Source organism: Paraburkholderia sp. FW306-02-B (assembly GCF_058782725.1).
This window is the reverse complement of sequence record NZ_JBYSXZ010000004.1, coordinates 1-26,839: the sequence shown is the minus strand read 5'-3', so window position 1 is coordinate 26,839 and position 26,839 is coordinate 1. Positions and strand designations below refer to the sequence as shown.

General features: G+C 56.8%; 24 protein-coding genes. 15 read left to right on the top strand and 9 right to left on the bottom strand.

Annotation, left to right across the window (positions count from 1 at the left end):
- The first annotated feature begins 2 nt into the window (after window positions 1-2).
- Window positions 3-764, top strand: coding sequence for a glucose 1-dehydrogenase (locus AC3WOG_RS36930; RefSeq protein WP_492582795.1), 762 nt, complete (start codon window positions 3-5; stop codon window positions 762-764).
- Between the two features lie 81 nt (window positions 765-845).
- Here AC3WOG_RS36930 and AC3WOG_RS36925 read toward each other — a convergent pair whose 3' ends face one another.
- The 3 genes from AC3WOG_RS36925 to AC3WOG_RS36915 form a co-directional block, all read right to left on the bottom strand.
- Complete coding sequence (locus AC3WOG_RS36925) at window positions 846-1,040, bottom strand: hypothetical protein (protein WP_492582794.1); 195 nt, start codon at window positions 1,038-1,040, stop codon at window positions 846-848.
- A 58-nt stretch (window positions 1,041-1,098) separates the two neighbouring features.
- Window positions 1,099-2,115, bottom strand: a complete 1,017-nt coding sequence (locus AC3WOG_RS36920) for a zinc-dependent alcohol dehydrogenase family protein (RefSeq protein WP_492582793.1) — start codon at window positions 2,113-2,115, stop codon at window positions 1,099-1,101.
- Between the two features lie 181 nt (window positions 2,116-2,296).
- Window positions 2,297-3,334 (bottom strand): LysR family transcriptional regulator, encoded by a 1,038-nt coding sequence (locus AC3WOG_RS36915; RefSeq protein ID WP_492582792.1) that lies wholly within the window; start codon window positions 3,332-3,334, stop codon window positions 2,297-2,299.
- Between the two features lie 338 nt (window positions 3,335-3,672).
- On the opposite strand from AC3WOG_RS36915, the gene AC3WOG_RS36910 reads away from it, so the two are divergent.
- From AC3WOG_RS36910 to AC3WOG_RS36885, 6 genes are all read left to right on the top strand, one after another.
- Entirely contained in the window at window positions 3,673-4,437 is a 765-nt protein-coding gene (locus AC3WOG_RS36910; protein WP_492582791.1) for an SDR family NAD(P)-dependent oxidoreductase, read from the top strand.
- 409 nt (window positions 4,438-4,846) lie between these two features.
- Window positions 4,847-6,517 carry a GMC family oxidoreductase gene (locus AC3WOG_RS36905; protein WP_492582790.1) on the top strand — a complete coding sequence of 557 codons (1,671 nt, stop codon included), beginning with the start codon at window positions 4,847-4,849 and terminating at the stop codon, window positions 6,515-6,517.
- Window positions 6,477-7,973, top strand: coding sequence for a 3-isopropylmalate dehydratase large subunit (locus AC3WOG_RS36900; RefSeq protein ID WP_492582789.1), 1,497 nt, complete (start codon window positions 6,477-6,479; stop codon window positions 7,971-7,973). The genes AC3WOG_RS36905 and AC3WOG_RS36900 overlap by 41 nt, the downstream gene beginning before the upstream one ends.
- Window positions 7,970-8,596, top strand: coding sequence for a 3-isopropylmalate dehydratase small subunit (gene leuD / locus AC3WOG_RS36895; RefSeq protein ID WP_492582788.1), 627 nt, complete (start codon window positions 7,970-7,972; stop codon window positions 8,594-8,596). The genes AC3WOG_RS36900 and leuD overlap by 4 nt, the downstream gene beginning before the upstream one ends.
- A 67-nt stretch (window positions 8,597-8,663) precedes the next feature.
- Window positions 8,664-9,572, top strand: coding sequence for a LysR family transcriptional regulator (locus tag AC3WOG_RS36890; protein ID WP_492582787.1), 909 nt, complete (start codon window positions 8,664-8,666; stop codon window positions 9,570-9,572).
- Between the two features lie 26 nt (window positions 9,573-9,598).
- Window positions 9,599-9,916 (top strand): DUF4148 domain-containing protein, encoded by a 318-nt coding sequence (locus AC3WOG_RS36885; RefSeq protein WP_492582786.1) that lies wholly within the window; start codon window positions 9,599-9,601, stop codon window positions 9,914-9,916.
- 130 nt (window positions 9,917-10,046) lie between these two features.
- Here AC3WOG_RS36885 and AC3WOG_RS36880 read toward each other — a convergent pair whose 3' ends face one another.
- Complete coding sequence (locus tag AC3WOG_RS36880) at window positions 10,047-10,979, bottom strand: LysR substrate-binding domain-containing protein (RefSeq protein ID WP_492582785.1); 933 nt, start codon at window positions 10,977-10,979, stop codon at window positions 10,047-10,049.
- A gap of 670 nt (window positions 10,980-11,649) precedes the next feature.
- Between AC3WOG_RS36880 and AC3WOG_RS36875 the strand changes: the two genes are divergently transcribed.
- The 8 genes from AC3WOG_RS36875 (at window position 11,650) to AC3WOG_RS36840 (ending at window position 21,928) form a co-directional block, all read left to right on the top strand.
- Window positions 11,650-12,942, top strand: a complete 1,293-nt coding sequence (locus tag AC3WOG_RS36875) for an MFS transporter (protein ID WP_492582784.1) — start codon at window positions 11,650-11,652, stop codon at window positions 12,940-12,942.
- A 29-nt stretch (window positions 12,943-12,971) separates the two neighbouring features.
- On the top strand, window positions 12,972-13,994 hold the full coding sequence (locus AC3WOG_RS36870) for a zinc-dependent alcohol dehydrogenase family protein (protein ID WP_492582783.1): 1,023 nt from the start codon (window positions 12,972-12,974) through the stop codon (window positions 13,992-13,994).
- Window positions 13,995-14,077: 83 nt separating this feature from the next.
- The gene (locus AC3WOG_RS36865) at window positions 14,078-15,595 is read left to right on the top strand and encodes an aldehyde dehydrogenase family protein (RefSeq protein ID WP_492582782.1); all 1,518 of its coding nucleotides are present in this window, start codon (window positions 14,078-14,080) and stop codon (window positions 15,593-15,595) included.
- 459 nt (window positions 15,596-16,054) lie between these two features.
- Complete coding sequence (locus tag AC3WOG_RS36860) at window positions 16,055-16,384, top strand: carboxymuconolactone decarboxylase family protein (RefSeq protein ID WP_492582781.1); 330 nt, start codon at window positions 16,055-16,057, stop codon at window positions 16,382-16,384.
- 241 nt (window positions 16,385-16,625) lie between these two features.
- Entirely contained in the window at window positions 16,626-17,993 is a 1,368-nt protein-coding gene (locus AC3WOG_RS36855; protein ID WP_492582780.1) for an MFS transporter, read from the top strand.
- Between the two features lie 709 nt (window positions 17,994-18,702).
- Window positions 18,703-19,755 (top strand): zinc-binding dehydrogenase, encoded by a 1,053-nt coding sequence (locus AC3WOG_RS36850; RefSeq protein ID WP_492582779.1) that lies wholly within the window; start codon window positions 18,703-18,705, stop codon window positions 19,753-19,755.
- Between the two features lie 12 nt (window positions 19,756-19,767).
- Window positions 19,768-20,538: an SDR family NAD(P)-dependent oxidoreductase gene (locus AC3WOG_RS36845; protein WP_492582778.1), complete on the top strand. Its 771-nt coding sequence runs from the start codon at window positions 19,768-19,770 to the stop codon at window positions 20,536-20,538.
- A 211-nt stretch (window positions 20,539-20,749) separates the two neighbouring features.
- On the top strand, window positions 20,750-21,928 hold the full coding sequence (locus AC3WOG_RS36840) for a porin (protein WP_492582777.1): 1,179 nt from the start codon (window positions 20,750-20,752) through the stop codon (window positions 21,926-21,928).
- Between the two features lie 826 nt (window positions 21,929-22,754).
- Here AC3WOG_RS36840 and AC3WOG_RS36835 read toward each other — a convergent pair.
- The 5 genes from AC3WOG_RS36835 to AC3WOG_RS36815 form a co-directional block, all read right to left on the bottom strand.
- The gene (locus tag AC3WOG_RS36835) at window positions 22,755-23,048 is read right to left on the bottom strand and encodes a DUF1330 domain-containing protein (RefSeq protein WP_492582776.1); all 294 of its coding nucleotides are present in this window, start codon (window positions 23,046-23,048) and stop codon (window positions 22,755-22,757) included.
- Window positions 23,049-23,087: 39 nt separating this feature from the next.
- Window positions 23,088-23,879, bottom strand: a complete 792-nt coding sequence (locus AC3WOG_RS36830) for an HpcH/HpaI aldolase family protein (RefSeq protein ID WP_492582775.1) — start codon at window positions 23,877-23,879, stop codon at window positions 23,088-23,090.
- A 101-nt stretch (window positions 23,880-23,980) separates the two neighbouring features.
- Window positions 23,981-24,844, bottom strand: a complete 864-nt coding sequence (locus AC3WOG_RS36825) for a fumarylacetoacetate hydrolase family protein (RefSeq protein ID WP_492582774.1) — start codon at window positions 24,842-24,844, stop codon at window positions 23,981-23,983.
- 55 nt (window positions 24,845-24,899) lie between these two features.
- Window positions 24,900-25,739 carry a cupin domain-containing protein gene (locus AC3WOG_RS36820; protein WP_492582773.1) on the bottom strand — a complete coding sequence of 280 codons (840 nt, stop codon included), beginning with the start codon at window positions 25,737-25,739 and terminating at the stop codon, window positions 24,900-24,902.
- Window positions 25,740-26,192: 453 nt separating this feature from the next.
- The coding region (locus AC3WOG_RS36815; protein WP_492582772.1) for an amidohydrolase family protein at window positions 26,193-26,839 on the bottom strand (647 nt) is incomplete at its 5' end.

Here is a 26,839-nt window from a genome sequence, read left to right as displayed (position 1 = left end):
TCATGAGCTTTTCATTCGAGAATCAGGTTGCCCTGGTGACAGGCGCCGCTTCCGGCATGGGACTGACTGCTGCCCGCGCATTCGCGCAGGCGGGCGCGGCCGTTGCGCTGGTCGACGTTAATGCCGACGCGGTCAATGCGGCTACTGAGGAATTGGCAAGCGCCGGGCACAATGTCATTGGCATTCGCTGCGATGTGGCCGACATGAATCAGGTCGAAGCGATGGTCAAGCAGACGGTAGCCACCTTCGGCCGCCTCGACGCCGCCTTCAACAACGCGGGCGTGCAGAGTCCCGTGGCGGCGACGGCAGATGCGGATCCAAAAGATTACGACTTTGTGATGGGCGTGAATCTACGTGGTATCTGGAATTGCATGAAGTTTGAGTTGCAGCAGATGCGCAAGCAGGGTAGCGGCGCAATCGTCAACAATTCGTCGCTGGGCGGACTTGTTGGCATCGCGGAGCGCGGCATTTATCACGCGTCGAAGCATGGCGTGGTCGGTTTGACGAAAAGCGTCGGGCTGGAATGTGCGCCGCTGGGTATTCGCGTCAATGCAATTTGCCCCGGCATCATCGAAACGCCAATGGTCTCCGGCATGCTGGAAACACAGCCTGAAGCGATGGCCGAGTTAATGAAAGAAGTGCCGATAGGCCGGCTCGGTCGCGCCGAAGAAATTGCCGATGCAGTGCTGTGGTTGTGCAGCCCGGCGTCAACCTTCGTCATTGGCCATGCACTGCCGGTCGACGGCGGATACACCGTGCGATGAAGGCTTCGGCAGTCGGCGACCGTATTGCATACGCTCTCCATGCTGACAATCAAACGGGCGGATCGTAGGAGCGCAAGGCGATTACGACGTGTCGCCGATGTTCGGCCCGGCGAAGCCAAGGCGCTCGCCTGAGCGTGGATCGATGTGTTCGCGCTCGTTCTGGCTTACTACGTTCGTGCTGCAGATGTTCGTCACGGGAAGGTTGATGCGTTTGCTCGGGATGAGCGATGCGGGGTGGGCGCGCCCGATGAAGCGAGCGCGCAGAAGGTCAAGCAAGAGTAAAGCGACGACAACGCGGAAAGCCTCCTTTGCCTCGCTTTACCCCTTTTCTGGCTCAAGCCATTAGCAATGCCTTGATCGCGCGGCGCTCGTCCATGGCCTTGTAGCCCTCGGCCACCTGTTCGAACGGTAGCGTCAAATCAAAGACTTTGCCTGGATTGATCTTGCCAGTCCAGACCAGGTCGATCAATTCGGGCAGGAATTGCCGCACCGGTGCGGGACCGCCATGAAGGTGAACGTGCTCGAAGAAGAGCTCTTCGACGTTGAGCTCGACCCCATGCGGTACACCCACATAGCCGACATGTCCACCTTGGCGGGCGCAATGAATCGCCTGCATCATCGACTCCTCGGTGCCGACGCACTCCAGCACGGAGTCCGCGCCAAGGCCGTCGGTCATGTCCATGATCCGCGCGACGCCGTCGCTGCCCCGCTCGGTCACGATGTCGGTGGCGCCGAACTCGATTGCGAGCTTTTGCCGTGCTTCGTGACGGCTCATCGCTATGATCCGTTTCGCACCCATCTGTTTCGCCGACAGCACGCCGAGCAGTCCGACCGCGCCATCGCCGACCACCACCGCCGTCGAGCCGGGTTGCACGTTGGCTGCCGCCGCGGCGTACCAACCGGTGCCGAGCACATCGGATGTGGCCAGCAGGCTCGGAATCATCTCCTTTGATGGAATACCCGGCGTCGCGACCAGCGTCCCATCGGCTAGCGGCACCCGCAGCGCAGGCGCTTGCGCACGGTTGATGAACTCCGAGCTTCGGCACGACGACTGGTAGCCATGCTGGCAGACCGCGCAAGTATTGTCCGACGCAAAAAACGAACCGATGACGAACTGCCCCGGCTTGATCGACTTCACGGCGCTACCCACTTCCTCAACGATCCCGCAGTATTCATGGCCCATGGGCATCGGCTCGTTCACCTGCTGAATCCCGCGGTAGGGCCATAGGTCCGACCCGCATACACAGGCTGCTTCGATGCGGATGATCGCGTCGGTCGGCTCAACGATGGTGGGGTAAGGAACTTCCTCAAGACGTATGTCGCGGGGGCCGTAAAGATAGGTTGCTAGCATGTCAGGATTTCCGTTTGGCTCGTGCCGTCATTTGTGTCGAACCCACTATATCCGGGCATCGTTCGCACGATTAGACGGTTGAATCGATATGGACATATAAATCCCATTCACTAATTGGAGTGTTGAACCGGCGGGCCCAGTGTCGCCGCGTGCAGGATGCGAACAGTGAAAGAGAAGAGGGCTAACGTGCGGTAGACACATCGCGTGCAATCGCATGTCCGATATGTGCTGGGTGAGACGAACCCGGCACCACCATGCTGACACTGGCCGGTCGCTGTTGGGCGGTAGGCGCTGGACTACGCAACCGGTCCCCCTCTACATGCCTGGCGGTCTCGAACAGTTCGACAAGCCAGTCGACGAATACCCGCAGACGTGGCGACACATGCCGGCCCTTGACATAGACCACGGATACGGGCGTCGAGACGGGTCTCCATTGCGGCAGCACCTCGCACAGGTCACCGGCGTCGATCAGCGGCTGCGCCGCGATTCGCGGCGGCTGGATTAAACCGAGCCCGTGCAGGCCCGAGGTGAGATACGTATGTTCGTCGTTCACGGCGACGAAGCCGCTCACGCGGACGGTCAATGGCCGGGCATCCACATCGAAGTCGAGATCGGCGATGCGTCCGTCCACACTACACATGCAATTGACAGCGACGTGCTGCGAGAGATCTTCAAGAGTCGTCGGAACGCCCTTGCGGCTTAGATAGTCCGGGCTTGCGCATGTTACGTGTTCGAGTGCGCCAAGGCGACGTGCGGCCAGCAGTGAGTCCGGCAAATCGCCGAACTGGATGCTGCAATCCACGGCATCGGCGACGAGATCAACGTTACCCTGGCCGACGCCTATAACCAGATCGATGGCGGGATATCGTGCATGGAACTGGTTCAGCGCCGGCAGCACCAGAGACGTCGCGACGACACCCGGCATTTCCACGCGCAGCCGGCCGGCCGGATTCTCGCGGGCCTGTTTGAGGTTCGCTTCGAGTTCGTCCACTTCGGCCAGGATCCGAGAACAACATTCGTAGTAGGCTGCCCCTTCCGGCGTCACGCTGACGCTTCGGGTGGTGCGCATCAGCAGTTGCGTGCCGAGCATCGCCTCGAGTTGCTGCATCAGCGTGGAGGCGGTTGCGCGTGGCATATCGAGCGATCGAGCCGCACGGGTGAAGCTGTTAGTTTCGACGATGCGGGTAAAGATGCGCATGGCCTGAATACGGTCGATCACGGATTTCTCCATTAGGGGAAATGACACAGTTGGCGACCGGCCCACGAGAGACACTCCCCGCGAGATGCGTCGTGCAGTCGTAGCGCCGACTGTCCATCGTCCATACTAGTGGCGAAGGAGACAACGATAAAGACGGGCAACGCGCAAGGACACATAACCTGCATTCATCAATCAGTGTTCGGCGATGAAGGCAGCCGAAAGCGGATCTGCATAAGGATTTGCATCGATGAACACCGCTTATAGCTGCTTGCGGATTTTTGGTTCTAGTCAGTCGACGACGAGCCGCATACAGTCCTCTCATGATGAATGCCGCGCACCGCTCACGTGAGGAGAATGAGATGACAAACCACTTTGAAGGTGCAGTAGCACTCGTAACAGGCGCTGGTGGAGGATTCGGATTGGCCACGGCCAAAGCATTCGCAAGCGCTGGCGCTGCGGTGATTCTGGTGGATCGAAGCCAGTTACTGCTCGACGCAGCGGTTGAGGACATACACAGGTCCGGCCAGCAGGCAGTGGGCCTGGTTTGTGATGTCTCCGATGCGGCACAGGTCAGGGAGCTAATCGCCGAGGCGATTGCAGTGCACGGTCGGGTCGATGCGGCGTTCAATAATGCGGGTGTCAATAGCAAAGCCGCGAATTTCCTGGAAACGACCGACGATGAATTCGAGCGCGTTCTAGCTACGAATTTGCGCGGAATATGGAACTGCATGAAGGTTGAAGTGGCGCAAATGCTGAAACAGGGAAGCGGCGCCATCGTCAATTGCTCGTCGATCGGCGGAGTGGTCGGCAGCCCAGGACGCTCGGCCTACAGCGCAAGCAAGCACGCGATTATCGGACTGACAAAAAGTGCGGCGATCGAGTATGCATCACGGAACATTCGAATCAATGCCATCTGTCCCGGCATCTTCAATACGCCCATGACCGGTGAAGTCACAAACGGCTACGACCCCACGATTGTGGAGAAGATGCTCGCGCAAGCGCCGATCGGGCGCTTTGGCGAGCCGGAAGAAATTGCAGCTGCGGTCCTCTGGTTATGCGGACCCGGCGCCTCGTACATGATCGGCCATGCGCTGGTTGCCGATGGCGGATTTCTCTGCCGCTAGCGGATTGGTCGGGTAGGTAGCCGCGCTTTGACAGGCGTCTAATTCAGGCAACAAGACCTCGAGGTAGGAGCACGTCCACGCAAAAATGGACACTTAGCTGTGAAGCAATGCAGCAAAGTGGAATTGGCCCGTGAATCGTTACGGTTGCGCGCTCGTAGATGGGGTCGGGCAAAGGAGAATTTGCTTGAGCGTCAGCGAAACTTACCGTCGCTGCCACAAAAGTCGACTGGACCCTACCTCCAAAGAGCGTGAAAATGGTTCGGAAGGTCGGGTGAGCCTTTGCCGCCGGTGGTCGCATTTCCCGCCTCGCGCCCACCGACTACCGCGCGACGCGCAACACCAGATCGACCGTGCGTAGACCGGGCGAAAAATGAAGGGCGGCTTGTCGTCCGGGAGACATGAGTACCGTATGGAATCGAACGAATACGATTTTATCGTGGTTGGCGCGGGCGCAGCAGGCGGAGTGCTTGCCGCTCGGCTGTCCGAGTGCGGGAAATATAATGTTTTGTGTCTAGAGGCAGGACGGGCCGGCCCTAATTATATTTGGTCCCGTCCACCTACGGGTAGCGCGTTCATGTTCGAAAACGCCGCCGTCAACTGGTGTTACCACTCGGAACCCGACCCGACTCACGGTGACCGGCCATTGTATGTCCCTCGCGGCAAGATGCTCGGAGGATCGACCTCGCTAAACGGTATGGTCTACAACCGGGGGCAGCCGCTCGACTATGACACTTGGGCGCGACTGGGTTGTCCGGGTTGGAGTTACCGGGACGTACTGCCTTTTTTCAAAAAGCTCGAAAGTACAGATGTCGGATCCGATGAGTATCGTGGCCGCACTGGCCCGATCAAGGTCACCGTCGCGCCTAAGCTGTCAGCCTTCTATGATTTGTTTCTGAAGTCAGCCGAAGCTATCGGCATCAACTACAACGACGACTACAGCGGCGAGACCCAGGAAGGGACCGGGATGGCTCAGCAGACCATTTACCGGGGATTACGCGTAAGCACAGCGACGCACTATCTCAAGCATGCGAGCAAACGAAAAAATCTGACCATCGCGCGAAGTGCAGAAGCGACTTCCCTGATCATGGATGGCAAGCGCTGTGTTGGAATTCGCTTCGTACAGGCCGGCTTGACTCGGGAAGCGCGCGCCTCCCGGGAAGTCATCGTGTCTTGCGGAGCGGCGAATACGCCGAAACTCCTTGAGCTTTCCGGCATCGGAAATTCGGACATATTGAACAAGCACGGTATTAAGGTTGTGCACGAGCTGAAGGGAGTGGGCGAAAACCTGCGAGATCACTTTGCGGCCGCAACCAAGTGGCGGTTCAATAGACCGAATTTGTCGCTGTCTTCTCGTGGCAGAGGGTTCGGTCTTATTCGAGAGATCGTGCGCTTCGCGCTTTTTCGCACAGGCTTTATCGCGCTGGTTTTTGGTAGTATTCGAGCGTTCACGCGGTCACGCCCCGAACTTGATTCTCCGGACATCATGCTGCTTGCCGTGCCGTTCATTGTCGAGATGAAGCCGGGAAAGCTGCGCAAAGTCTTGCCGATAGAAGGGTTCTATTTAAACGGCCACGTCCAGCGACCTGAGAGCACTGGAAGCGTCCATATCCGATCGTCGGATCCGTTCGCGGCCCCGCGTATCAATTTCCGCTTTCTTGACACCGAGAATGACCGGAATGCAGCGATTGCCGCTGTCAGATGTATGCGCAAACTCGCATTGGCGGCGCCTCTGGGCGAATTCATCGCGGAAGAACTCGCACCCGGCTCGCATGTTCAAACCGATGAAGAAATCTTGAAGTTCATTCGGGAAAACGGCCAGATCACACATCACATGGTCGGTACCTGCAAGATGGGCAATGATCCAATGGCTGTCGTCGACGAACAGTTGCGGGTTCATGGGATCAGTGGGCTAAGAGTTGCCGACGCATCAATTATGCCGAGCATGCCGTCGGGTAACACAGTTATCCCGACCATCATGATTGGCGAGAAATGCGCTGCGGCCGTTTTAGCAGACGCTGCAGGAAACGCACCCGTCAAAAATGAAGTCCGCCAACGATCCGCATTGGCAAATTCCCTGTAGATTGGTAATAACGGATGCGCTCGATCATAGCGAGAAAAGGTATTCAATGAATAAGACCGGATCACCGCGGACCATTATCCAGAAGATTCTGGATGCACACACTGTTCACAAAGAGGGAGGGCGAACACTCCTCTATGTTGATCGGGTGATCCTTGCCGATACTGCTCGATCCGCGTTTAACCTGTTGAAGAAGGAGGGTCGAGTGGTCAGGCGGCCTCTTCAGGTCATTGCGATTCCTGATCACTTCACGCCGAGTTCAGGCGCAACATTCGATGATATTGTTGACGATGAACGGCGCACTCTGATTCGGGACGTTGAGGTAAAAGCAAAAGAACAGGGGATTCTGGTATTCGGAATGGGTGATCCGCGGCGAGGCATCCAGCATATCGTATCGACTGAGCAGGCGCTCGCCCAGCCAGGCGTGATCATTGTTGCGGCAGACTCGCATACTCCGACGCAAGGAGCCGTTGGCGCCCTTGCGTTCAGCGTCGGAACTGATCTTGCACATGCGCTCGCGACACAGTGTGTATGGATTAAAGAACCGCGGACACTGCGGATACAACTCGAAGGATGTGTCGCTAAGAATGTGACGGCCAAAGACGTGGTGATGGCCGTCATAGCCAGGTTGGGCTCCACGGGCGCGTCAGGTCTGGCAATCGAGTACGGCGGCAGTTTCATCCAGCGCCTCCCCGTCGAGTCCCGCATGACGCTTTGCAATATGTCCGTAGAGATGGGGGCGCGATTTGCCATTGTGCCCCCGGACGAGGTCACGTTCGACTACCTTCGCGATCGACCTTTCGCGCCATCGGGCCGCGATTGGGAGAATGCGCTTGAATACTGGCGAACACTTTTGTCGGATGACGGCGCGACATACGCTAGCGAGATGACGCTCAATGTTGCGGATATCCAGCCGATGGTAACGTGGGGATGCAACGCGGAGAACGCTGTCGCCATCTCGAGTGCGGTACCCGACCCCGAACTCGAGGACAACGACGAGCGTAGGGCTCAAATGCAGAAGTCCTTGGAGTATATGGGCTTAAAGCCCGGCACCAGACTCACTGATGTGCAGCTCGACCAGGTGTTTATTGGCTCATGCGCCAACTCGACGCTAGAAGACCTGCGGGCGGCCGGACAGATATTGCGGGGGCGTAAGGTCAAGGTGCCTACGCTCGTGGTTCCAGGCTCCGGATTGGTCAAGGCAGCGGCTGAAGAAGAGGGGCTTGCCGAAATATTCCGTTCTGCGGGAGCCGCTTGGGGAGAGGCGGGCTGTTCAATGTGTAGCGCTATGAATGGAGACACGGTCCGCTCTGGAGGGCGCTGTGCATCAACATCAAACCGCAACCATATGGGAAGACAAGGTCCAGGCAGTCGAACGCATCTCGTATCCCCGCCGACCGCAGCGGCTTCCGCTGTGATGGGACATCTTGCCGATGTTCGAAATCTGGAGGGGATATGACAAGCCATTTCGAAGTTCTTCGTGCAGTCGCTGTACCGATCGCGATGGACAATGTCGACACTGATCAAATTTTTCCGTCGCGTTTTGTGAGCAAGGATCGTGCGAACGGGAAGTATGGTGATTACTTTCTGCATGATCGGCGGTTCAATGAGGCCGGCCAGGAAAACAAAGATTTTATCTTGAACAACCCACAGTACCGTGGCGCAAAAATAATCGTTGCGTCAAAAAACTACGCATGTGGGTCCGCTCGTCCCGGCGCGATTTATTCGCACCTCGATTACGGCGTTTCCGTGATCATTGCTGAAAGTTTTGGGTCTGTTTTCCCAACGGTCGCCTACAAATCGGGTCTTCTGACAATTCAGGTCGAGAAGGACGTCGCGCGTGAGATTCGAGAGGCACTCCTTCGCGATCCGGGGTCCGAAGTTGAGATTGATCTGAGAGATCAGCGTATAAGATTGGCGGACGGTAGGCAATTTGACTTCGAAATTGATAATTTCATCAAAACCATATTTGTCGAGGGAATCAGCGAGATCAGTCTTACTCTGAGATACAGGTCAAAGATCGAAGAGTTCGAATCTACTCTTCCAGACTCTTTTCCTTGGCTTTACGGGAAGGACCGATAAGACGCTTTTTCAGTTTTATAGAAAGACCAGATATTTCCAATAATTGACTGGTTGTGAAGGAGACGCCATGGATCCCCGAAAGCTCGTATATCTTGCCGCGGTGGTGGAGCGAGGCAGCTTGGCGAAAGCGGCCGTCCAGCTGTCGGTATCTCAGCCCGCGCTGTCGAAATCGATGGACCGGCTCGAGGCCGAGCTAGGGGTGAAGCTGTTAGAGCGCGGGGCGGGCGGCGTAACGCCTACGAAGGCGGGTGAGCGGATCTATTCTCATGCGCGATTCATACGGGACGAGATGGATCTCGCGAAAACCCGTATCGAGGGGGCACATAAGCCTAGTGAAGTGTTGACCGTCGGCACGTTGCCAAGTCTTGCGAGTAGCGTTGTTGCCACCGCGGTGGGTAATTGGAAGGCGCAGCACCCAGGCGTGTTGCTGAGAATCGTAGAGAAGGTACAGGTAGAGCTTCTTCTTGGGCTATTGCGGGGAGAGTTCGATTTCATTGCTGCGCGAACAGAATTCTTTGACATCTCCTTTGAAGGTCTGAAGCAACGTGTTTTGTTTCGGGACCGCTTATGTGTTTTTGTTCGGTCGTCACACCCGTTACTGCGCCTTGAAAATCCCACGTGGGCCGACCTGGTCGAGTACCCTTGGGTATGCCCTATGGTCGGTTGGCCGCAGCGAAACATTCTCGAAAAACTCGTCGTATCGGAAGGTGTTGAGCCTCCTCGCAATCTTGTTGAATCCGGCTCAATCGGCTTCACCCGATCTCTTGTCGCGACGAGCGATCATCTGGCTATGTTGCCCGCGCATTCAGCAAAGACAGATGTTGACGAAGGCAAGATAACCGCGCTGCCGATTTCACTGCCCATGCTTAAACGGGACATCGCGGTTATTTTCCGGGAAGGCTCGCCGCCTGACGAGACGGGAAAAGATCTGATCAATGCAATCGGCGAGGTTGGAAACGTCATGGCCAAATACTAGTTAGCAATCCTTGAATGGAGAGGAATATGAAGTCACTGCCAGCGAAGCTATTAGTGGGTTTTCTCGCAGCGAACGCGCTCATTTTGAGCTACGTCGTTCCCGCAGCGGCGCAGTCCAGCGGTGCGTCCACATCGGATAGCACGGCTGCTTCAGCGCCCATGACAAAGGCGGAGAAAAAAGCGCAGCGAAAGGCGGCCCGTAAGCAAGCACGAGCGAAGAACACTGCCGAGCTAAAGCAATTGGAAAACAACGGTTATCAGCCAGCCGTGAATGACCCTAATTATCCGCAGGATCTGCAGAATGCGGAAAAGAAGGCAAATGCAGGACGCGCAGCGAGCCAATAGACGGAATTGCTCCAAGGCGCCGTGCCCCATTGTTGGGACGCAACGCCATTGCAATTTCTCGGGCTTTAACTTGAGTTAGCACATTAGCACTATGGTGCACTTCTCAAGCGTAGTAATCGCAGCCCGGCAGTTATTCAGCCAACGCCGTCACTATCTCTATCATCCTGTCGAGGATAGGATCTCGGTGTCCTTTGACCCAACCAAAAATAAAGCTGGTCGGATAGTTGACGTCTTCGAGTGGCACTACGGAAAGCTGATGAGGGTAGACGAAATTTTTCCCCATAACAGCGAAACCGATCCCCATTCCAACAGAAATAAGGTTGAGTTGCGATGCGACCGTGCTCACCTCTTGAACGACGTTCGGTTCGAAGCCAGCTTGCTGGCAAAGTGTATAGAGTTGCCCGTAACTCGGACTGCTGCTGGACTTCGGCACTACGACCAGCCTCTCGTCGGCGAGCTCGCTCAGCGCAATCGACCGACGTTGCGCAAATCGATGTTCTGGGGGCACCGCTACGCCGAGCGCGCCCGTTTGGATGCTTATATGGTCAAGCACTGTCCCGTCGCGCTCAGACAGAAACTCCGTTCTGTGCTTGCCTGCGGCACCAAGAGTTGGGCCCACGTGCATGAAGCCCGCATGTATCTTTCCCTCGGCGAGAGCCTTCGGCTGTAGCGTCGTTGCGACTTCGATCAAAGACAGGGTGACATCCGGGTATGTCTCATGAAACCGCTTAACGGCCGCACGAAAAATTGAATGCATCAGCGTTAGCGAACCATACCCAATATTCAATGTACCCGTCTTTCCCTGGCCAACTCGTCGGGTGACGACGAGCGCCTCGTTCAGATCAGCCATAACGCGAACGAGGTGGCTCAGCAAAATTCGACCGGCCGCCGTGAGCCTAACGTTATGCGCTAGACGCTCGAAGAGTAGTGTTCCAACTTCTTCTTCCAGATCAGCAATGATTTGGGACACTGCCGGCCTTGTGATATGCAGGCGCTCTGCGGCCCGGCCGAAGTGCTCTTCCTCGGCTGCCGCGATGAAATAGCGGATGTGTCGTAGTTCCATGGCTTCTGTCTCCTCCAGCCGGGCTCTTATTTTCAGCGAGCGTAAGTTTCTCCATCAATTATATCCAAGCAGGTAAGTTAAAGAAGCCTGTCACGGATCAGTTCACGCGGAGAGCGCGCGGGCGATAGCGACGCGCGTCGCCCCCCGATGAGCACGGTTAGGCTAGCTTACCGACAAAGCCACTAAATGCGACTTTACGTAACGGAGGGCGGCAAGCAAACTGGCATTGACATTGAGGGCGACGTGTCAAAGAAAATCAGGAGACAAATCTTGCAGACCACGGGCGAGTGTTTTTGCGCTTTGGTGAGCGCACACGGCAACGGCGACCACGTCCAGAATCTGGCAAAGCCGACGGCCATTAGCTGCGATTGCCTTTCGCGCACACAACCATCATTCCGCTCGAGCTATGAATCCGCGCCTCTCCAGGACCCACCACCTCTGTTTTTCTTCAGAGGCACGCCACTGTTGCCTGTGAGTGTGGCAATGGCATGCGCCCTCGCGAGATCAATCGTGCAACACGTCCCGCATGGCGGATTGTCGCGCTTACTCGGGATGATCCTGGTTGGGAGGTGGAAGCATGTCGACTAATAGGGTTAACGCTGGCGCCCGACTCGATCGTCTGCCTATCGGGCCTTTCCATACGCGCGTGCTTTGGCTGGTCGGATTGGGGATGTTCTTCGATTCGTTCGACAACACGCTGTCGGGCGGGATCCTCGCGTCAATGCTTCATAGCGGCTGGTCCACGCTGCATTTGAATTCCCTTTTCATGTCGGCCACGTTTGTGGGGCTCACGATCGGTGCCGCGCTCGCCGGCTGGATGAGTGACCGGTACGGAAGACGCTTTGCGTATCAATTCAACCTCGCAATTTTCGGGGTGATGTCGCTCGTATGTGCGCTTGCTCCTTCCATGCCATGGCTAATTGCCATCCGTTTCGTGATGGGCATCGGACTCGGAGCCGAACTGGTGATGGGCTACGGCCTCATTATTGAGTTCGTTCCGCCGAAACAACGAGGCCGATATTTGGGAATCATGGGACTGATTACGGGGACCGGTGTCTTCGTTCCAGCGATGCTCGCAACCTTCGTGATTCCGTATCTCGGCTGGCGCCCCATGGTTGTGTTCGGCGGGGTAGGCACATTATGGGTGTGGTGGCTGCGTCGTCATTTGCCTGAATCTCCGCGCTGGCTCGAACGGGTCGGCCGCCTTGCGGAAGCTGAAGAGGTGATGCAGGGAATCGAGAAGGACGCGGGCGTTCGGGGAATTCTTCCTCCCGTGAAAGACATGGTCAAAGACGAGCCGCGTTTCGTGCCAGTCTCGGTCCTTTTCTCGAGGCCGGTAATCCGTCGCACTCTGCTGGCGGTCAGTGCGAATGTTATTTGTTTGTTCGGAAACTATAGCCTTTCGGCGTGGTTGCCCACTTTTTTTGTTAGTCAGGGAATGAGTGTTGCCCATTCGCTGCTGTTCAATGCGGCAATGATGGCAGGATGGATTGCAGGCCCCTTGCTGCTGATATTTATTTCTGACCGGATTGGCCGCCGCTGGGGCATGGTGACGTTTGGCGTGCTATGTGCTGTATTTGCGATCACTTATCCGTTCCTCAAATCGGCCAACCTCATTATTGCGTGTGGATTTCTGCTGGTTTCTGCGGTTTCCATCTTTTCAAATTTTGCCTTGGGTGGCAGCCCGGAGTTGTTCCCTACCGAATATCGGTTTCGTGGCGGTGGCTTCGCGCAGATGGTCGGTCGAGTCGGACTGATCGGATCGCCATTCATTGTGATGTCATTGTTTGCTCGTTTTGGAATCGCGGGAGTTGTCTTGACAATCGCGGCGGGGTATCTGGCCGTGGCACTGCTCATGGCAGTCGCCGGTATTGAAACTAACCTCCAATCGCTTGAGGCAATCGAGCCAGAGGCGTCGCTGGGTCCGGAAGATACGATCCCAAACACGGTTCCGCTCAGGTAAGCGTCGAATACATTAGAGAGGCAGACTGTATGCGCGGCATTGTATTTAGTGGCGATTGCACACTCGAACTCGCAAACTTTCCAGACCCCACACCAGGATTTGGCGAAGTTATTGTCGAGATCAAGGCATCTGGAATGTGCGGCAGCGATCTGCATCTTTATAGGCGGCCACGCAGCGCGCTGGTGGCACCAACAATTGTCGGTCACGAGCCCTGTGGAGTCGTGGTGGCGGCAGGGCCTGGCGTTTTCGGAAAACATGCTCAGATTGGCAACCGTGTAATGGTGCATCACTACCAGGGGTGCACCGGCTGCGACGAGTGCCGCTCTGGCTGGCCGCAGTTGTGTCAAACGGCGCCTCCAACCGTGTATGGTTTTGATGCTCACGGTGCTCACGCGAACTACATGAAAGTGCCAGCTACTACGCTAGTACCGCTCGACGAGCGCCTGAGTTTTGCTGCGGGCGCAGCGGTTTCTTGCGGCACGGGCACCGCGTGGGGTGCGTTTGAACGGATAGGTTTAACTGGGCGCGACACGATCGCGATCTTTGGCCAAGGCCCCGTGGGCCTGTCTGCAACATTGCTCGCAAAGGCACAGGGAGCACGTGTGATCGCCCTTGACATCGACGAGAATCGTCGTCGCTCGGCGATATCGTTTGGCGCGGATTATGTGTTGAACCCACGGGATGGCCGCACATCCGAAGCGATCCGGGAGGTGACTGACGGACGGGGAGCGTCCGTGGCGTTGGAGACGTCGGGCGCATCACAGGCGGCTCAGGATGCTCTCGATTCGGTAAGGCCATGGGGTACTGTCTGCCTGGTTGGCATTGGCGCCGAGATCAATTTCTCAGTGGCGAATATGCTGCGCTCCCAAGTCCGCATTTTGACGTCTTTGACGATGTCGATTCAGGCTCAAAGCGCCTGTGCGCGCTTTGTTGTCGAAAGGGGCATCGACCTCGATTCGCTATTCACGGACCGCTGGACCCTCGATGAGGCAGAACTGGCTTATCAAACGTTCAATCGACAAAGCGGCGGTAAGGGCGTGTTTCTGTCCTGAGACGCTATGTCTGCCGCAGAAGGAATGCACGTGCGGTTAGTTTCGAACGCGCGCACGATTTAATTTTCAACGGAGAATGAGTAATGTCTAATGCTTCGCCCGCTTCGGCTTCAGTATCTGCTCCCCCGGTCAGCAGGGGACATCGTAAAGCGCTTGAATGGCTCGATTCATCCGCACCGAAGCGGATGCTAATTGATGGGAAATGGGTTGGTGCGGTTTCGGGGAAGACGTTCGAGACCATCAATCCTTCTACTGAAGAAAGGCTGGCCTTGGTGGCTGAAGCAGACAGCGCAGATGTCGATGCCGCGGTGAATGCAGCGCGGCGCGCATTTGAGTCGCCGTCGTGGGCCGGCATTTCACCCCACGCGCGCACGAGGTACCTGTTGAAAATCGCCGATGCCGTCGACGCGCATGTGGAAGAGCTTGCAGTTCTCGAGACACTCGACAACGGCATGCCACTTTCGTCAAGCATCGCCCGGGCCACTCAGGCAGCCGAGATATTCCGCTACTACGCCGGTTGGCCGACGAAGGTTTACGGCACGACAAATCCGACCGATAGCGCACGTTTCATCTACATGTTGCGGGAACCCATGGGCGTTTGCGGGCTGATCAATGCCTGGAATGTTCCGCTCGTGATGGCCGCGATGAAGATTGCGCCCGCGCTCGCCTTCGGCAATACAGCGGTGCTGAAACCCGCTGAACAAACACCATTGACGACTTTGCGGCTTGCGGAGTTGATCGAACAGATCGGCTTGCCGCCGGGCGTGCTGAATGTCGTTCCTGGCTATGGCGCAACCGCTGGCGGTGCACTGGTCGCCCATCCGGGTGTCGACAAGGTTGCCTTCACAGGATCGACTGCTATTGGCAAGCAGATTCTGCAGTCGTCAGCGAGCAATATGAAGAAAGTGACGCTGGAGCTCGGCGGGAAGTCGCCGAATATCATTTTCCCTGATGCCGATCTCGACAAGGCGCTCGCAACGGCGGTGGCTACGTTCTGCGGCAATTCCGGACAGATATGCTCTGCCGGCACCCGGCTTTTTATCCACGAGTCTCTGCATGACGAGGCGACCGAGCGGATCGCAAAAATCGCGGCCACCTATAAAGTTGGGTCGCCTTTCGACGCGGACACCAAGCTTGGCCCGCTGATTTCAGCCAGACAGATGGAGCGGGTGTTGTCCTACGTTGACATAGGTAAGAGTGGTGGCGCGAACTTGTCTCTCGGCGGCGGCCGTGTTGGCGATCTAGGATTTTTCGTTGAGCCGACGGTCTTTAGCTCGGTTGCCAATGACATGAGGATCGCCCAGGAAGAGATATTCGGCCCCGTGCTTTCAATCATCCCTTTTAAAGACGAAGATGACGTCATCCTGAAGGGCAACGATACAGAGTATGGTCTCGCTTCTGCGGTGTGGACGCGCGATATTGGCCGAGCACATCGGCTCGCAAGGTCACTCAAAACCGGGCGTGTGTGGATCAACACATACGCAGAGGCGGATGCGGTCATGTCGATGGGTGGCTATAAGCAGTCCGGGTTTGGTCGTGAAATGGGCGCGGAGTCCATTGAAGCATATACACAGACAAAGTCAGTCTACATGCGCTTTTGATGTGTTGGGGCTGCTCGGCAATCGTTGATCGACTGTCGCGTCTGCCTGCCTTCGCGAGCTACGATAGTCAGGATGTTCGGATCGAGGGGGCTGAATCACCTTTACGGAATCTTTTTCTCCGTGAGTCCGGCGTCCGATGTATCCCCCGCGCAGATCTTTCATTATGTGCGACTGTTCGACGTCGATGCGACGCTTCAATGGTCAATCGCCGCGACACCCAGAATGCCCGCGCCTATCGATCCGCCGGCGTGATGGTTCGCTGCGTAGTTCGAACTGTCTGGATTGCTCGGACGATCTGGAAAACAGGCAGGACGTATCGCGAGATTGGTCGCCGGTTCCCCTCTGATTCACCATGAGGAGAGGTGCCCGGTTATGGAGCTGCGATCCTTCGCCACTTCATGGCCTTCGTGTTGAGCGCACTCGTAGTTTCATACCTGCATTACTAATCTGGGGAACCTGATGACCACACAAGCCACCGGCCAATCCGCTCGTATCTATGAGCAAGTGCCGCAATTAGCCCGACTGCGCGAGGAGGTGTTACTCGGAGACGTCTGGAAACAACCCGAGATGTCGACGCGAGACCGGATTCTTGTTACCTGCGGTGTGCTCGCTGCAAGCGGGAAAGAAGAAGAACTCAAACATTGGATGCGTCGCGGTGTCGACAACGGTATCTCGCTTGATGAGTTACGTGGATTGATCGTACAGGTCGCCTTTTACGCGGGCTGGCCAGCTGGATTGTGCGCAGGTCGAGCAGCTCTCGAATTGTTCGAGTCTGAGGCTCGTGAATGAAGGCGGTGGGCGCGAATGTTCACCGCCTTTGGAGTGCGAGCAACCGCTGTTGAACTGCCGTTGGTCTGTCAGGAATGGATCGCTACGTCTTGAGCCCCGAGGCATACGAGTGATCCGCTTTCGTCGGCATCAGGGGTGGCTCTTCCTTGCGTGCATGCAACACAGTCCTGTTGGCGGTGCATGTGAAACGCCCCTGAATTAGGGGAGACGAAGATGACACAAGAGACGAAGGGAGACGGAGATGAATCAGGAGTTCTATAGTGCCGCGCGTGGGACGACGTCCCGGCAGCGCGCCCGCACCGCAACCTGGGCGAGCATGATCGGGGCGGTTGCGGACTGGTACGACTACTTCCTCTATGGCACGGCTGCAGCGATCGTGATCGGTCCGCTCTACTTCCCGGGCAGCGTAGCGCATGGCACGCTGGCGGCATTCGCCAGCTTTGCACTGGGCTTTTTCTTCCGTCCGGTGGGCAGCATTGTGTTTGGCCACTTCGGTGACAAGCTCGGCCGCAAGCGCATGCTGGTTCTGACGATGGTGCTGATGGCGGGGGCCAGCACGCTGATCGGCCTGCTGCCCACCTACGCTCATATCGGCATTGCTGCCCCGATCCTGCTGGTGACTCTTCGTGCTCTTCAGGGCTTTTCGGTCGGCGGCGAATGGGGCGGAGCCGCGCTCATGGCGGTCGAGTCCGCGCCGCCGGGCGAGAAGGCTTTGCGAGGGAGCGTGGTGCAAAGCGGCGCGTTCCTCGGTCTGCTGCTCGCTAACGGCACGTTCTTCCTGTTCGCCTGGCTGCTCTCCGATGAGGCGTTCAGGAGCTGGGGCTGGCGTATTCCGTTCCTGCTCAGCTCGGTCATCCTGGCCGTAGGCTACTGGGTCCGCCGCAAGGCGCAGGACACGCCGGAGTTCGAGAAGATCAGGCAGGAGGGCAAGGTGGTGAAGATCCCGCTGGCCTCCGCCGTGGCCAGACAACCGGCGTCGTTCTTTATCATCATCGGCCTGTACCTCGGAGCGAACGTCGCGACCTACACCGTGTTGACCTTCGCGATCGCGTACGGCACCGTGTACGCCCACATCGGCAAGAGCGTGCTGCTGATTGCGTCGATGGCGGCTGCGGCAGTTTCCCTCGTCACGGTTCCCCTGTTTGCCAGGTACGCAGACAACAAGGGCTATCTGCGCGTTTTTGCCTTTGGCGCCGTGCTGGCCATCGTCATGGCGTTTCCCTTCTTCTGGAGTCTGGACAGCGGCAACGCGTTCCTTGTGATCCTCTCCACCGTCGTCGTGCTCGCCGGCGCGGCCGTCGCCATGGTTTCGGTGCAGCAGCCTATCTTCACGGAGCTGTTCAGTGCTGAATTCCGCTACAGCGGAGCGGGCTTCGCATATGGACTGGGAGCCGCGCTCGGCGGACTGAGTCCTTTCATCGCGACTTATCTGACGGACTTCGGAGGAGGCACGGCCACCTACCCGGCGCTGTACATGATCGGCGCGAGCCTTATCACACTCCTCACTGCGCTCGCCGTGCGCGCCCGAATCAATGGCATCTACCGCCGGGATGCGGAGCCACTGCCAGAAGCGAGAACGCCAGGGACGATCAAAACGGTGCGCTATTGATTGACCGAAGCAAAGCCCAACCAATTTACCTTCATCGTTGCGCGTGTATGGAATCCGCGCACTAGCTGGTTTGAAGCAGACGCGCGCGCACCAGGGTCAAGGCTACGGTCTTCGTGATGGCAAGTGGGGTTATCAACTTGCCGATTGCGCCACTTCGAAGGCGCAGCCGCAGGCGGCCGAGTCGGGCTGATGCAAATATTTGATTCTATCGACCTTGCGCCGATCCGGCTATTGACCACGGTAGGCTTCCTCTCGATAACTGCGAGTTATACCCAAGGGGTTTCCAAGTCTAGCGCTCGTCTGTCAGCGGCTCTATATTCCCTGAATACAACGAAGAAACAGTACCCCAAGATGCATCACGGTGGATCCGAGACAGGTGTCATCAGCGTGATCCTCACGATCACAACAAGCTAAAGGTATGCGGGCTTCTCCAGATCCACTGGCGTGACGCTAGCAGCGAGTACTCAATTGATGACTTATTTTGTACCACCTAGGCATTCGAGTACGGACCTGGGCAGAGATTGAACGCCGCTGACGAGGGCATACCGTCAGAACACTTTGCGGCTTACACATCGGCTGACCCTCCCGGGAACAAAGGACAGATGTGTTGAAAACGAAAGCAGAGAATTTATTCAACAGTCCAAGCGGTTTTGAAGACTTGCGGATTTGACTCTGTCAAACGAAGGCAAAATTTGTGCGGGAGTGTTTCATGAAGGCATTAATTTATAGCGGCCCCGGAATGATCAGTTGCGAGAGCGTTGCGGACCCAACGCTAATCGACGAGAAGGGGGCAATCGTGAAGACGACCTCCTGCTCGATCTGCGGAAGCGACTTGCATCCGTACCACGTCGATCTGGGGCGACCGACTTATTGCATTGGCCACGAAGCAGTCGGCGAAATTGTCGAACTAGGTCGCGAAGTAAAGAATTTTGCTGTTGGGGATCGCGTTCTTTTGGCCGCCTCGCTCGGATGTGGGCAATGCCAGCCCTGCCGCGAAGGCAATGTGGTGTTCTGCCAGACGCATCGAAACCTGCGTGCGTTTGGTCAAAGCCTTCCGGACATTGGCGGGTGCCAGGCGGAAGGGGTCGCGGTCCCGGTCGCAGACGACAACATGTTCCATCTGCCCGAAAATTTGCCCGATGAAGTCGGTCTCATGCTGACCGATACGCTTTCAACTGCCTGGTTTGCTGCGCGCCGTGCGCGAGTTGGACCCGGGGACGTGGTGGCCGTGATCGGACTGGGAGCAGTCGGTCTGTCGTCGGTGATGTGCGCACTTGCGATGGGTGCGAGCCGTGTGCTCGGCATTGACCTACTGGCCAACCGTCGGCGTCACGCCGCGGAACTCGGTGCTGAAAGCGTAGAGAATCCCGACGTCGCGGCAGGAGTGAAGGAACTGACGAACGACCGGGGCGTTGACGTCGTGATCGATGCTAATGGAGGCCCAGTGACCACCGCGCTTGCTGTCGAACTGATTGGGAAAGGCGGCCGCATTTCCACGGTGGGTATCAGCGAACAACTCACCATCCCATTTCCGATCAAAGCGGGCCTATACAAGAACATGGAGTTTCACACCGGGATCTGTTCGGTTCAGGCGCAGGTTCCCGCACTCCTGCGCGAATTGGAGAGTGGGAGACTGGATAGCACAGCCCTGTCGAAAATGATTACTCACCGTATGGGGTTGTCCGAGGGAAAGGAGGCATACGCGTTTTTTGACTCTAGAAACGATGGTGTGCTGAAGGTGTTGCTTGATCCATCCATCTAACTTGCGATTTCTATGGAAGCCAACTGGATGACACCCCCAAAGACAGCGCTCGTAACCGGTGGGTCGAGCGGAATCGGTCTCGCGGTAGCGCGGAGATTTGCGAAGGCAGGAATCAGGACAATTATTACGGGCCGATCTCACACCGCAATTGAGATTGCCGGTTCACTTTCCGATGAAGGCGGCTCTGTCACTGGTCTGATACTGGAGCTTTCGGATCTCTCAGCTGTGCAGTCCTGGTTGCGCGAAGCTCCGCAGCGCTTGGGCTCAATCGACATTGTGGTCAACAATGCGGGCATACATCCGAAACAGAATGGCGGCAAATATCTGACTGAAGAGATCGATTCCAAGCAATGGCACGAGGTTATCAATGTCAACCTCACTGTGCCTTTTATGATATGCGCGGCGTTGCTACCAGCAATGAAAGAACGTGGCTGGGGCCGGGTGATCAACATCGGATCGAGTGGCGCCCGCAACAGGCCAATTGCGCCGAGCGCACACTACGTGGCTTCGAAGGCAGGGCTTGAAGGATTGACTAGATGCATAGCCGAGGAGGGCGCGGGGGATGGCGTTACCGCCAATTGCGTGGCTCCCGGGCCTGTGACCACCCGGCTGACGGCCAGCTCTTCGAAAGAAACCATCGCCGGATTGACCCGCACCATTCCCGTGGGCCGTTATGGCACTGCTGATGAGATCGCTGCATTGGTTGAATTTTTGGCATCAGATGAAGCGTCGTTCATTACCGGGTCTGTGATTGATGCGAACGGTGGACTAACAATGAACTAAACGCGGATTTTGAGCGTCGAGTCGGGTTGATTGGCTGCTCGAGAGCGGTTCGGAAGACTCGCGGTTGCTACAAATGCCGGCACGGCGCCGACCGACTGTCTCGGCGGCTTTTCGACCGGGTTCCTAGTGGTCGGTTTCGCCCCTGATGCGCCGCCCGGCGCGATTAAACGTCGGATTTTGTGTAAATATAATGATTAAGGAGTACATAGAAATGGAGACGAAGTTTAAGCGGTCTATTTTGTGTCTTGCCATGCTCGGTGCCGTTTCGCCCACAAGTTATGCCCAGAGCAGCGTCACACTCTACGGCGTCCTGGACAATGGTGTCATGTATCAAAGCAACGTAAAGGGTGGGAAGAGAGTCTCGCTTGATGCTCTTACCGGCCTTTACGGCAGCCGATGGGGATTTACCGGTGTCGAAGACCTGGGTGGGGGCCTGCGCGCAATCTTCACACTCGAGTCGGGGATCAATTTGAACAACGGACAATTCGGCCAAGGCGGGACCGCATTCGGTCGGCAGGCCTTTGTCGGATTGAGCAGTGATCGTATGGGAAGCCTGACGTTTGGCCGCCAGTACGACATGATTTTCTACTATCCGTTGCCTCTGACCCCGGGAACGCTAGTCGGGGGACCTGCCCCCGTGCACCCAGGCGATGTGGACAATGCAGCCAATTCTATACGGATCAACAATTCCGTCCGGTATATGAGCCCGAGTTTTCACGGGCTGACATTTGGTGGTGAATATAGCGTGGGAGGAATCGCTGGAAACGTGACGGCGAACAGTGGCTATTCCGTAGGAACCGCTTATGCATACGGTCCGTTCAAGGTTGGTGCGGCGTATGAGTATTTCAAGAATCCGACTTCGTCGACTCCGGGTTCTGGCTTTTTCACAGCTTATGCAAACGGCGTATCCACTCTTTCTCAGTCGCTGAACAAAGGGTACGTGAGCGCGCAGGCTTATCAGTCAGTGGTTCTGGCAGCGAATTACACGATTGGGAAACTTGTCCTCGCGACCTCGCTCTCGAACGCCCAGTATGCCAATCTAGGGACAACGTTTTCCAACGGAGCGGTCCACTTTAACAACGTTGACGTTGGAGCGACCTATCTCATCACGCCGTTTCTATTCGTCGGAGGAAGCTACGACTATATGACGAGTAAAGGCGTCCAGACCTCTGCCGGCCAAACCGTCGGGAATCAGCATTATCATCAGCTCGCGCTGCTGACCGACTACCTGTTTTCCAAGCGAACAGACGTTTGGTTCACGGTGGGTTGGCAACACGCGTCGGGCACATCGTCGATCGGTTCCCCAGCAGTTGCGGATATTGACAGCTTAGGTGACTCGTCGAACAACCATCAGCTCCTGCTGCGCGTTGGGCTTAAACATAAGTTTTAAGGAAGTTGCGTCGATCGCTGAACCGGTTCCGCATCTCGTGCCACACACAATGCGGAGTGCGCATTCCGAGCATGCAGGATGCCGGTTCCGTCGAGCGCAAGATGGTAGGTTATGGTTGGCACCTGTCACTGCTTGCGTGTTTAGTATGCAGGTCGGCAGTTCGGGCAGGACGACAGTTGCAACTCGGTATGGGTCTTTCATTTTCGTCTAGCGTGGGGCGCGCACCGCAGGGTGTTTGTCTGCGCCTTTCGAAAGAGAGTAGGAGGCTTGAAGTGAGAATCCGCGACCGGACAGATACACCCACCGGTTATCGTGATGCAGCGGTGGTAGCAGTGGTGTGAGACCGTCTACCTCGACTGATGTATTGATTGGCCCGAGGTGTCCTTGTCGGAATGCAGGGTGTCAGACGTCCTCCGTGTGACGTTCGACCAGATCCCGCTAGCGACAAAATTTCCCTATTTCTACGCATCACTCGTTATCCCTCATGCTCTCGGCGCTGCGTAGCATCTATGCGGTCCGAAGACGTCTGTCGAGCCACGCCAGATTCTGCGATTTTGGAAGCGCAGATACGAACACGAAGCGCTGGATAAGAAGGTGAAGCGTTCGGAGAGTTTCGGCAATGCCGTAACATCACAGGCATTATGGCGACGAAGGTGCGCGTGCGATATGGCTTAGTGTCTCGCGAACGGACCGTGCGTTCAGGAGGCCGGCGCCGCCGTTCGTGAGACGGTTGGAATGCTAAAGTCTGTACAGCCTCGTGCGCGGCCTGCTGACTGGATCGACTACCATACGGCCGATAATGACTGCGTGACGAGTGTCGCGCCGATCAGCTCACGCCCTCAATGATGCGGACGTCTCGCTCGGCGCCGTTGCCCAGTGCCCGCAATGCCTCTTGGTAGCCGGGGCTGTCGTGCGCAGCAATCGCTTGCTCGACGCTGTCGAATTGGATCAGGACGGTTCGTTGTTCGACGCCTGCCTCATAGACAATCGAAGGTGCAGCGCGGCCTAGAAACGTTCCCCCTGCTTTTAATAGTGCGGGGCCCGCGAGCTTCCCATACTCCGCCAGTGCTGCGGCGTCGTTGATAGCGCGGTATGCGCATACCCAATAGGCTTTAGGCATGATTTGATCCTTTTTAGTGGTTAGGATGATGTTACTTGCTTAGAGCTCTAGCATCTGCTTGACCTTCGCGGTCGCAGCGGAGAGCAGGAACGAGAGGTCTGTCCCTGTAGACACATAGCGTGCGCCGAGCTGGATGAGCTGTGCGGTGAGTTCCGGATGTCCCGCAAGCCCGCCAATGCCGAGGTGCTTACCGTTCCTTCTGCACGCTTCTGCACACTGCCGATAGGCCTCAAGCACCAGGTCGTGATCGAGCTGCCCGGGAATTCCGAGCGATGCGCAAAGATCGTTGGTGCCGATAAACAGGATGTCGACGCCGTCGACGGAAGCGATCTCTTCAACAGCCTTGAGGGCGTCGCCCGACTCAATCATGACGACAACCATCGTGGCCTCGTTCAGCACCTTAACCACGTCGGCAGCGGGCAGTGTGCGGAAGCCAAAGTGGGGCAAATTGCCGGCGATCGATCGGTCTCCCAGCGGGGGGAATTTGGCCGCGCGGACGATCTGCAGCGCATCTGCCGCAGATTCAATGTGAGGCGCTATCACACCAAGTGCACCTCCATCGAGCACGCGCGGAATCTGTTCATGTGAGGGCACGCGCACGAAAGGCGTCACGCCAGCTGCCAATGCTGCCATGCAGATCTGTCCAGCAGTGTCGAGGGAGAAGCTGTTGTGTTCCAGATCAATGTACAGAGAGTCAAATCCAGCAGCGGAGGCGATTGAAGCAATCTCAACCGTGCGAACCAGTCGTACGGCCATTGAAAGCACCAGTTCATTGCGGCCTAGTTTCTCCTTCACCTCATTTCGTACAAGTTCCTTTGCAGACTTTTTCATCTGACTTCCTTCGTGTTGCTGCTTCGTGGCAGAAGAACCACTGCGCCGGCATGCTTCGAGTCCGCCTCCGCAGGGGTGCATGCCCGGCCACAATCGCTACGTTATTCAAAGCGGTTGCGGAGTTCACCAATTCCCGAAATGGAAATCAAGACCTCATCTCCGGCGGCGAGGAAGCGAGGAGGGTTAAAGCCGATACCGACACCAGCCGGTGTTCCGGTGGCAATGACATCGCCTGGCTGCAGTTTGAGACCGGCGGAGATCGTCGCGATCAGCGTCGGGACGTCGAAAAGGAGATCCTTCGTATTGGCATTCTGGCGGAGTTCGCCGTTTACCCAGCACTTAACTTCGAGGTTGTCGGGGCTCAACTCGTCGGCAGTCGTGATCCACGGACCCATCGGGCAAAAGGTATCCAGCGCCTTTCCCAGGAACCACTGCTTGTGGTTGCGTTGGCGGTCACGTGCCGTTACGTCGTTTACAATGGTATAGCCCCATACATGGTCGTAGGCTCGGTCCGCAGGAATATTACGACCTGCTTTTCCGATGACCACGGCCAGCTCCGCCTCGTAGTCGACTGAAGAGGTGACGTTGCTATGCAGGCTGACAGTCCCCCCAGGGCCGATTACAGTTGTTGGAGGCTTGGAAAATACCGCCGGGTATTGATCGATCTCGGCCCCTTTTACGGCGCCAGCTTCGAAGCCGCTTCCCGCAAACTCTTTCGCGTGCTCACGGTAGTTTTTCCCAACGCAGAAGATGTTGCGCAGGGGGACGATTGGCGCAAGGAGTTCCACGTCGCTCAACGGGATGCGCGTTTCTTCCTGAGAGATACGCGATTTGACTTCGTCGTATCGCTCAATCAGTCTGAGCATGTCGCCGATAGCCGGGTCCAGAGGGACGATACACGAAGCGGCTACGTCGACAACGCCGATTCGACTGCGCCCATTTTCTATAAAACTAGCGAATTTCATTGAGGTTCCGAATTGAGAGGATGATGGGAGGTCCAATCCGCCAGGGAATTGAAGTTCAGAAAACCGGCAGAATCACACGGTAGAAAGTGTTCGGTGTGAGTGCTTTCAGCGCGACCGGCCCCTCGTTTGCTGCAAACTCGAAGGCAGTTCCCGGACCAAAGCTTCGTCCCTCATACTGAACCTCTCCCTCGGTCAGGTAGAGTAGTTCGATCGATGCCTGCTCTCCTGCCTGAAAAGCGGAATCTGCGTCGACTCGGGTGAAACCAACTCTCAATCCTCGTTCTGTAAATGAGCCAAGCCATTTAGTAGATACGCCGTGTGTAGATTCAGGCACCCAGTCGTAGCTGGACGGGTCCATCAAGATTGGTTCCTCATATCTCGGTTTCGCGTACTGCACTTTCTGACCAGTTGCCTCTTCGAAGCAAGCTTCGGAACCGTCCTGATTGTGACGTTGGCCATGCTCGTCGAAATAGGTGAAAATTCCGTTCTTGAATTCGCCTTTCTTCTGCAAGGCTTCGTTTGCCGCCTCCCGTCGTTCGACGCTTAGATATCCAGAGCCACTGGCGCCGCCGAACTGAAGGGTAATCATCTCAAGCCCTTCCGGCCGGTCTTGAGGACCGTATCGGACGCTTTCCGGAAAGTATCCAACCCAGCCCTCGTGCATCACCTTTCCGTTCGCGTACGGATAGGTTCCTTTGATGACATATCGGAGCTGGTCGAAATTGTGTCTGTGCCGAGGCGTAGTCCAGCCGCCCGAACCTGCGGTGCTTACGAACATCGCGTAGTTGTTGGGATCATCATCTTTGCCGGTCAGCAAAAACTTGAGCTTGAGCACTCCTTCGCGCATGGTGCCAACTGCGGCTGGAGAAGATGATGGTGTATCAGAAACTTGCATGTGACGACTCCTTGGAATTCATTTTCAAAACCGCTGCGGGATTAAATCCTTTGTCTCGTGTCAATATATGCCCGCGTCGCCGACACGGCTAGCTGCTTCATTAACCGGCTATAACCGCGGGTTATTGTCCCAATGTGCGTGATACTTGTAATCAGTCGCAGGCCGAAGCTGGCGCTTCACGCTCCAACGGAACGTGGCGTACAGATCAAAAAATTAAGCCGTAGAAAGTGAGTACTCGAATAAACCACTTGAGAAGGCAAACGATGCGCGAGTCAATAAATAATGGCCGTCGCGTCGGGTTGCGCGGAAGCGGTCGCGAAAAAACAGACGCCTGGCAACGCGCGTACGTATCCCTTGGCGTGGCTTTCGACACGTCTCCAGATTTGTCCCAGGTTCTGTACGCGCCGGCCACGGTAACCAGGTACGACCCGGGCGGGGCGCGCAGGTTGGTGCTCAGGTCGCGATGCGGTAGACGCGAGCTGCGTTGTCGTGAAAGAGCGCGTTCTTCTCGCTTTTCGATGCCTGTACGACGAGATGCTTCAGTGCGTTCCACAAGGTCACGTAGTCGCAGGAACGTCGGTCGGCGGGAAAATTGCTCTCCATCATGCAGCGCTGGACGCCAAAAATTTCAATGACGGCTTCGGTCCATGGGCGCCAGGCGGATGCGAGTTCGAGGTAGGTGGGCAATCTGTCCTGCAGCTCAAAGCCGAAGCCGAAGTACGGTTGTCCCATGCCGCCTACCTTGCACATGACGTTCGGTCGTCGCGCGAGCTCGGCGATGTTTTTGCGCCATTCGGCAAACGCCTGCGTCGGGTCGGAATTCTTTAACGCCGTGCCTGCGACCTGCCCGATGTGGTTGAGCACAATGGTGGTATTCGGGAAATCATCGGCCAGGCGTGTAATCTCGGGCAATTGATGATGGAAGACGGCAGCGTCGAAAATCAGATCGCGCGCGGCCAGTTGCCTGAAGCCATCGCGAAACTGGGGGTGACTCATGATGCCGGCTGCCGGCGGATGAGGAACGTATCGCCAGACAGCGGGATCGAGGTGCTCGAGGGTGCATTGGCGGAAACCGCGCAGACGGTCAGGTGCGGCGGCCA

Coding starts and splice junctions, on each gene's coding strand:
- AC3WOG_RS36860 (WP_492582781.1), top strand. CDS start 16,055: ATGACCACACAAGCCACCGGCCAATCCGCTCGTATCTATGAGCAAGTG.
- AC3WOG_RS36840 (WP_492582777.1), top strand. CDS start 20,750: ATGGAGACGAAGTTTAAGCGGTCTATTTTGTGTCTTGCCATGCTCGGT.
- leuD (WP_492582788.1), top strand. CDS start 7,970: ATGACAAGCCATTTCGAAGTTCTTCGTGCAGTCGCTGTACCGATCGCG.
- AC3WOG_RS36880 (WP_492582785.1), bottom strand. CDS start 10,979: ATGGAACTACGACACATCCGCTATTTCATCGCGGCAGCCGAGGAAGAG.
- AC3WOG_RS36885 (WP_492582786.1), top strand. CDS start 9,599: ATGAAGTCACTGCCAGCGAAGCTATTAGTGGGTTTTCTCGCAGCGAAC.
- AC3WOG_RS36875 (WP_492582784.1), top strand. CDS start 11,650: ATGTTCTTCGATTCGTTCGACAACACGCTGTCGGGCGGGATCCTCGCG.
- AC3WOG_RS36910 (WP_492582791.1), top strand. CDS start 3,673: ATGACAAACCACTTTGAAGGTGCAGTAGCACTCGTAACAGGCGCTGGT.
- AC3WOG_RS36830 (WP_492582775.1), bottom strand. CDS start 23,879: ATGAAAAAGTCTGCAAAGGAACTTGTACGAAATGAGGTGAAGGAGAAA.
- AC3WOG_RS36835 (WP_492582776.1), bottom strand. CDS start 23,048: ATGCCTAAAGCCTATTGGGTATGCGCATACCGCGCTATCAACGACGCC.
- AC3WOG_RS36845 (WP_492582778.1), top strand. CDS start 19,768: ATGGAAGCCAACTGGATGACACCCCCAAAGACAGCGCTCGTAACCGGT.
- AC3WOG_RS36900 (WP_492582789.1), top strand. CDS start 6,477: ATGAAGTCCGCCAACGATCCGCATTGGCAAATTCCCTGTAGATTGGTA.
- AC3WOG_RS36920 (WP_492582793.1), bottom strand. CDS start 2,115: ATGCTAGCAACCTATCTTTACGGCCCCCGCGACATACGTCTTGAGGAA.
- AC3WOG_RS36890 (WP_492582787.1), top strand. CDS start 8,664: ATGGATCCCCGAAAGCTCGTATATCTTGCCGCGGTGGTGGAGCGAGGC.
- AC3WOG_RS36825 (WP_492582774.1), bottom strand. CDS start 24,844: ATGAAATTCGCTAGTTTTATAGAAAATGGGCGCAGTCGAATCGGCGTT.
- AC3WOG_RS36870 (WP_492582783.1), top strand. CDS start 12,972: ATGCGCGGCATTGTATTTAGTGGCGATTGCACACTCGAACTCGCAAAC.
- AC3WOG_RS36930 (WP_492582795.1), top strand. CDS start 3: ATGAGCTTTTCATTCGAGAATCAGGTTGCCCTGGTGACAGGCGCCGCT.
- AC3WOG_RS36855 (WP_492582780.1), top strand. CDS start 16,626: ATGAATCAGGAGTTCTATAGTGCCGCGCGTGGGACGACGTCCCGGCAG.
- AC3WOG_RS36905 (WP_492582790.1), top strand. CDS start 4,847: ATGGAATCGAACGAATACGATTTTATCGTGGTTGGCGCGGGCGCAGCA.
- AC3WOG_RS36850 (WP_492582779.1), top strand. CDS start 18,703: ATGAAGGCATTAATTTATAGCGGCCCCGGAATGATCAGTTGCGAGAGC.
- AC3WOG_RS36820 (WP_492582773.1), bottom strand. CDS start 25,739: ATGCAAGTTTCTGATACACCATCATCTTCTCCAGCCGCAGTTGGCACC.
- AC3WOG_RS36865 (WP_492582782.1), top strand. CDS start 14,078: ATGTCTAATGCTTCGCCCGCTTCGGCTTCAGTATCTGCTCCCCCGGTC.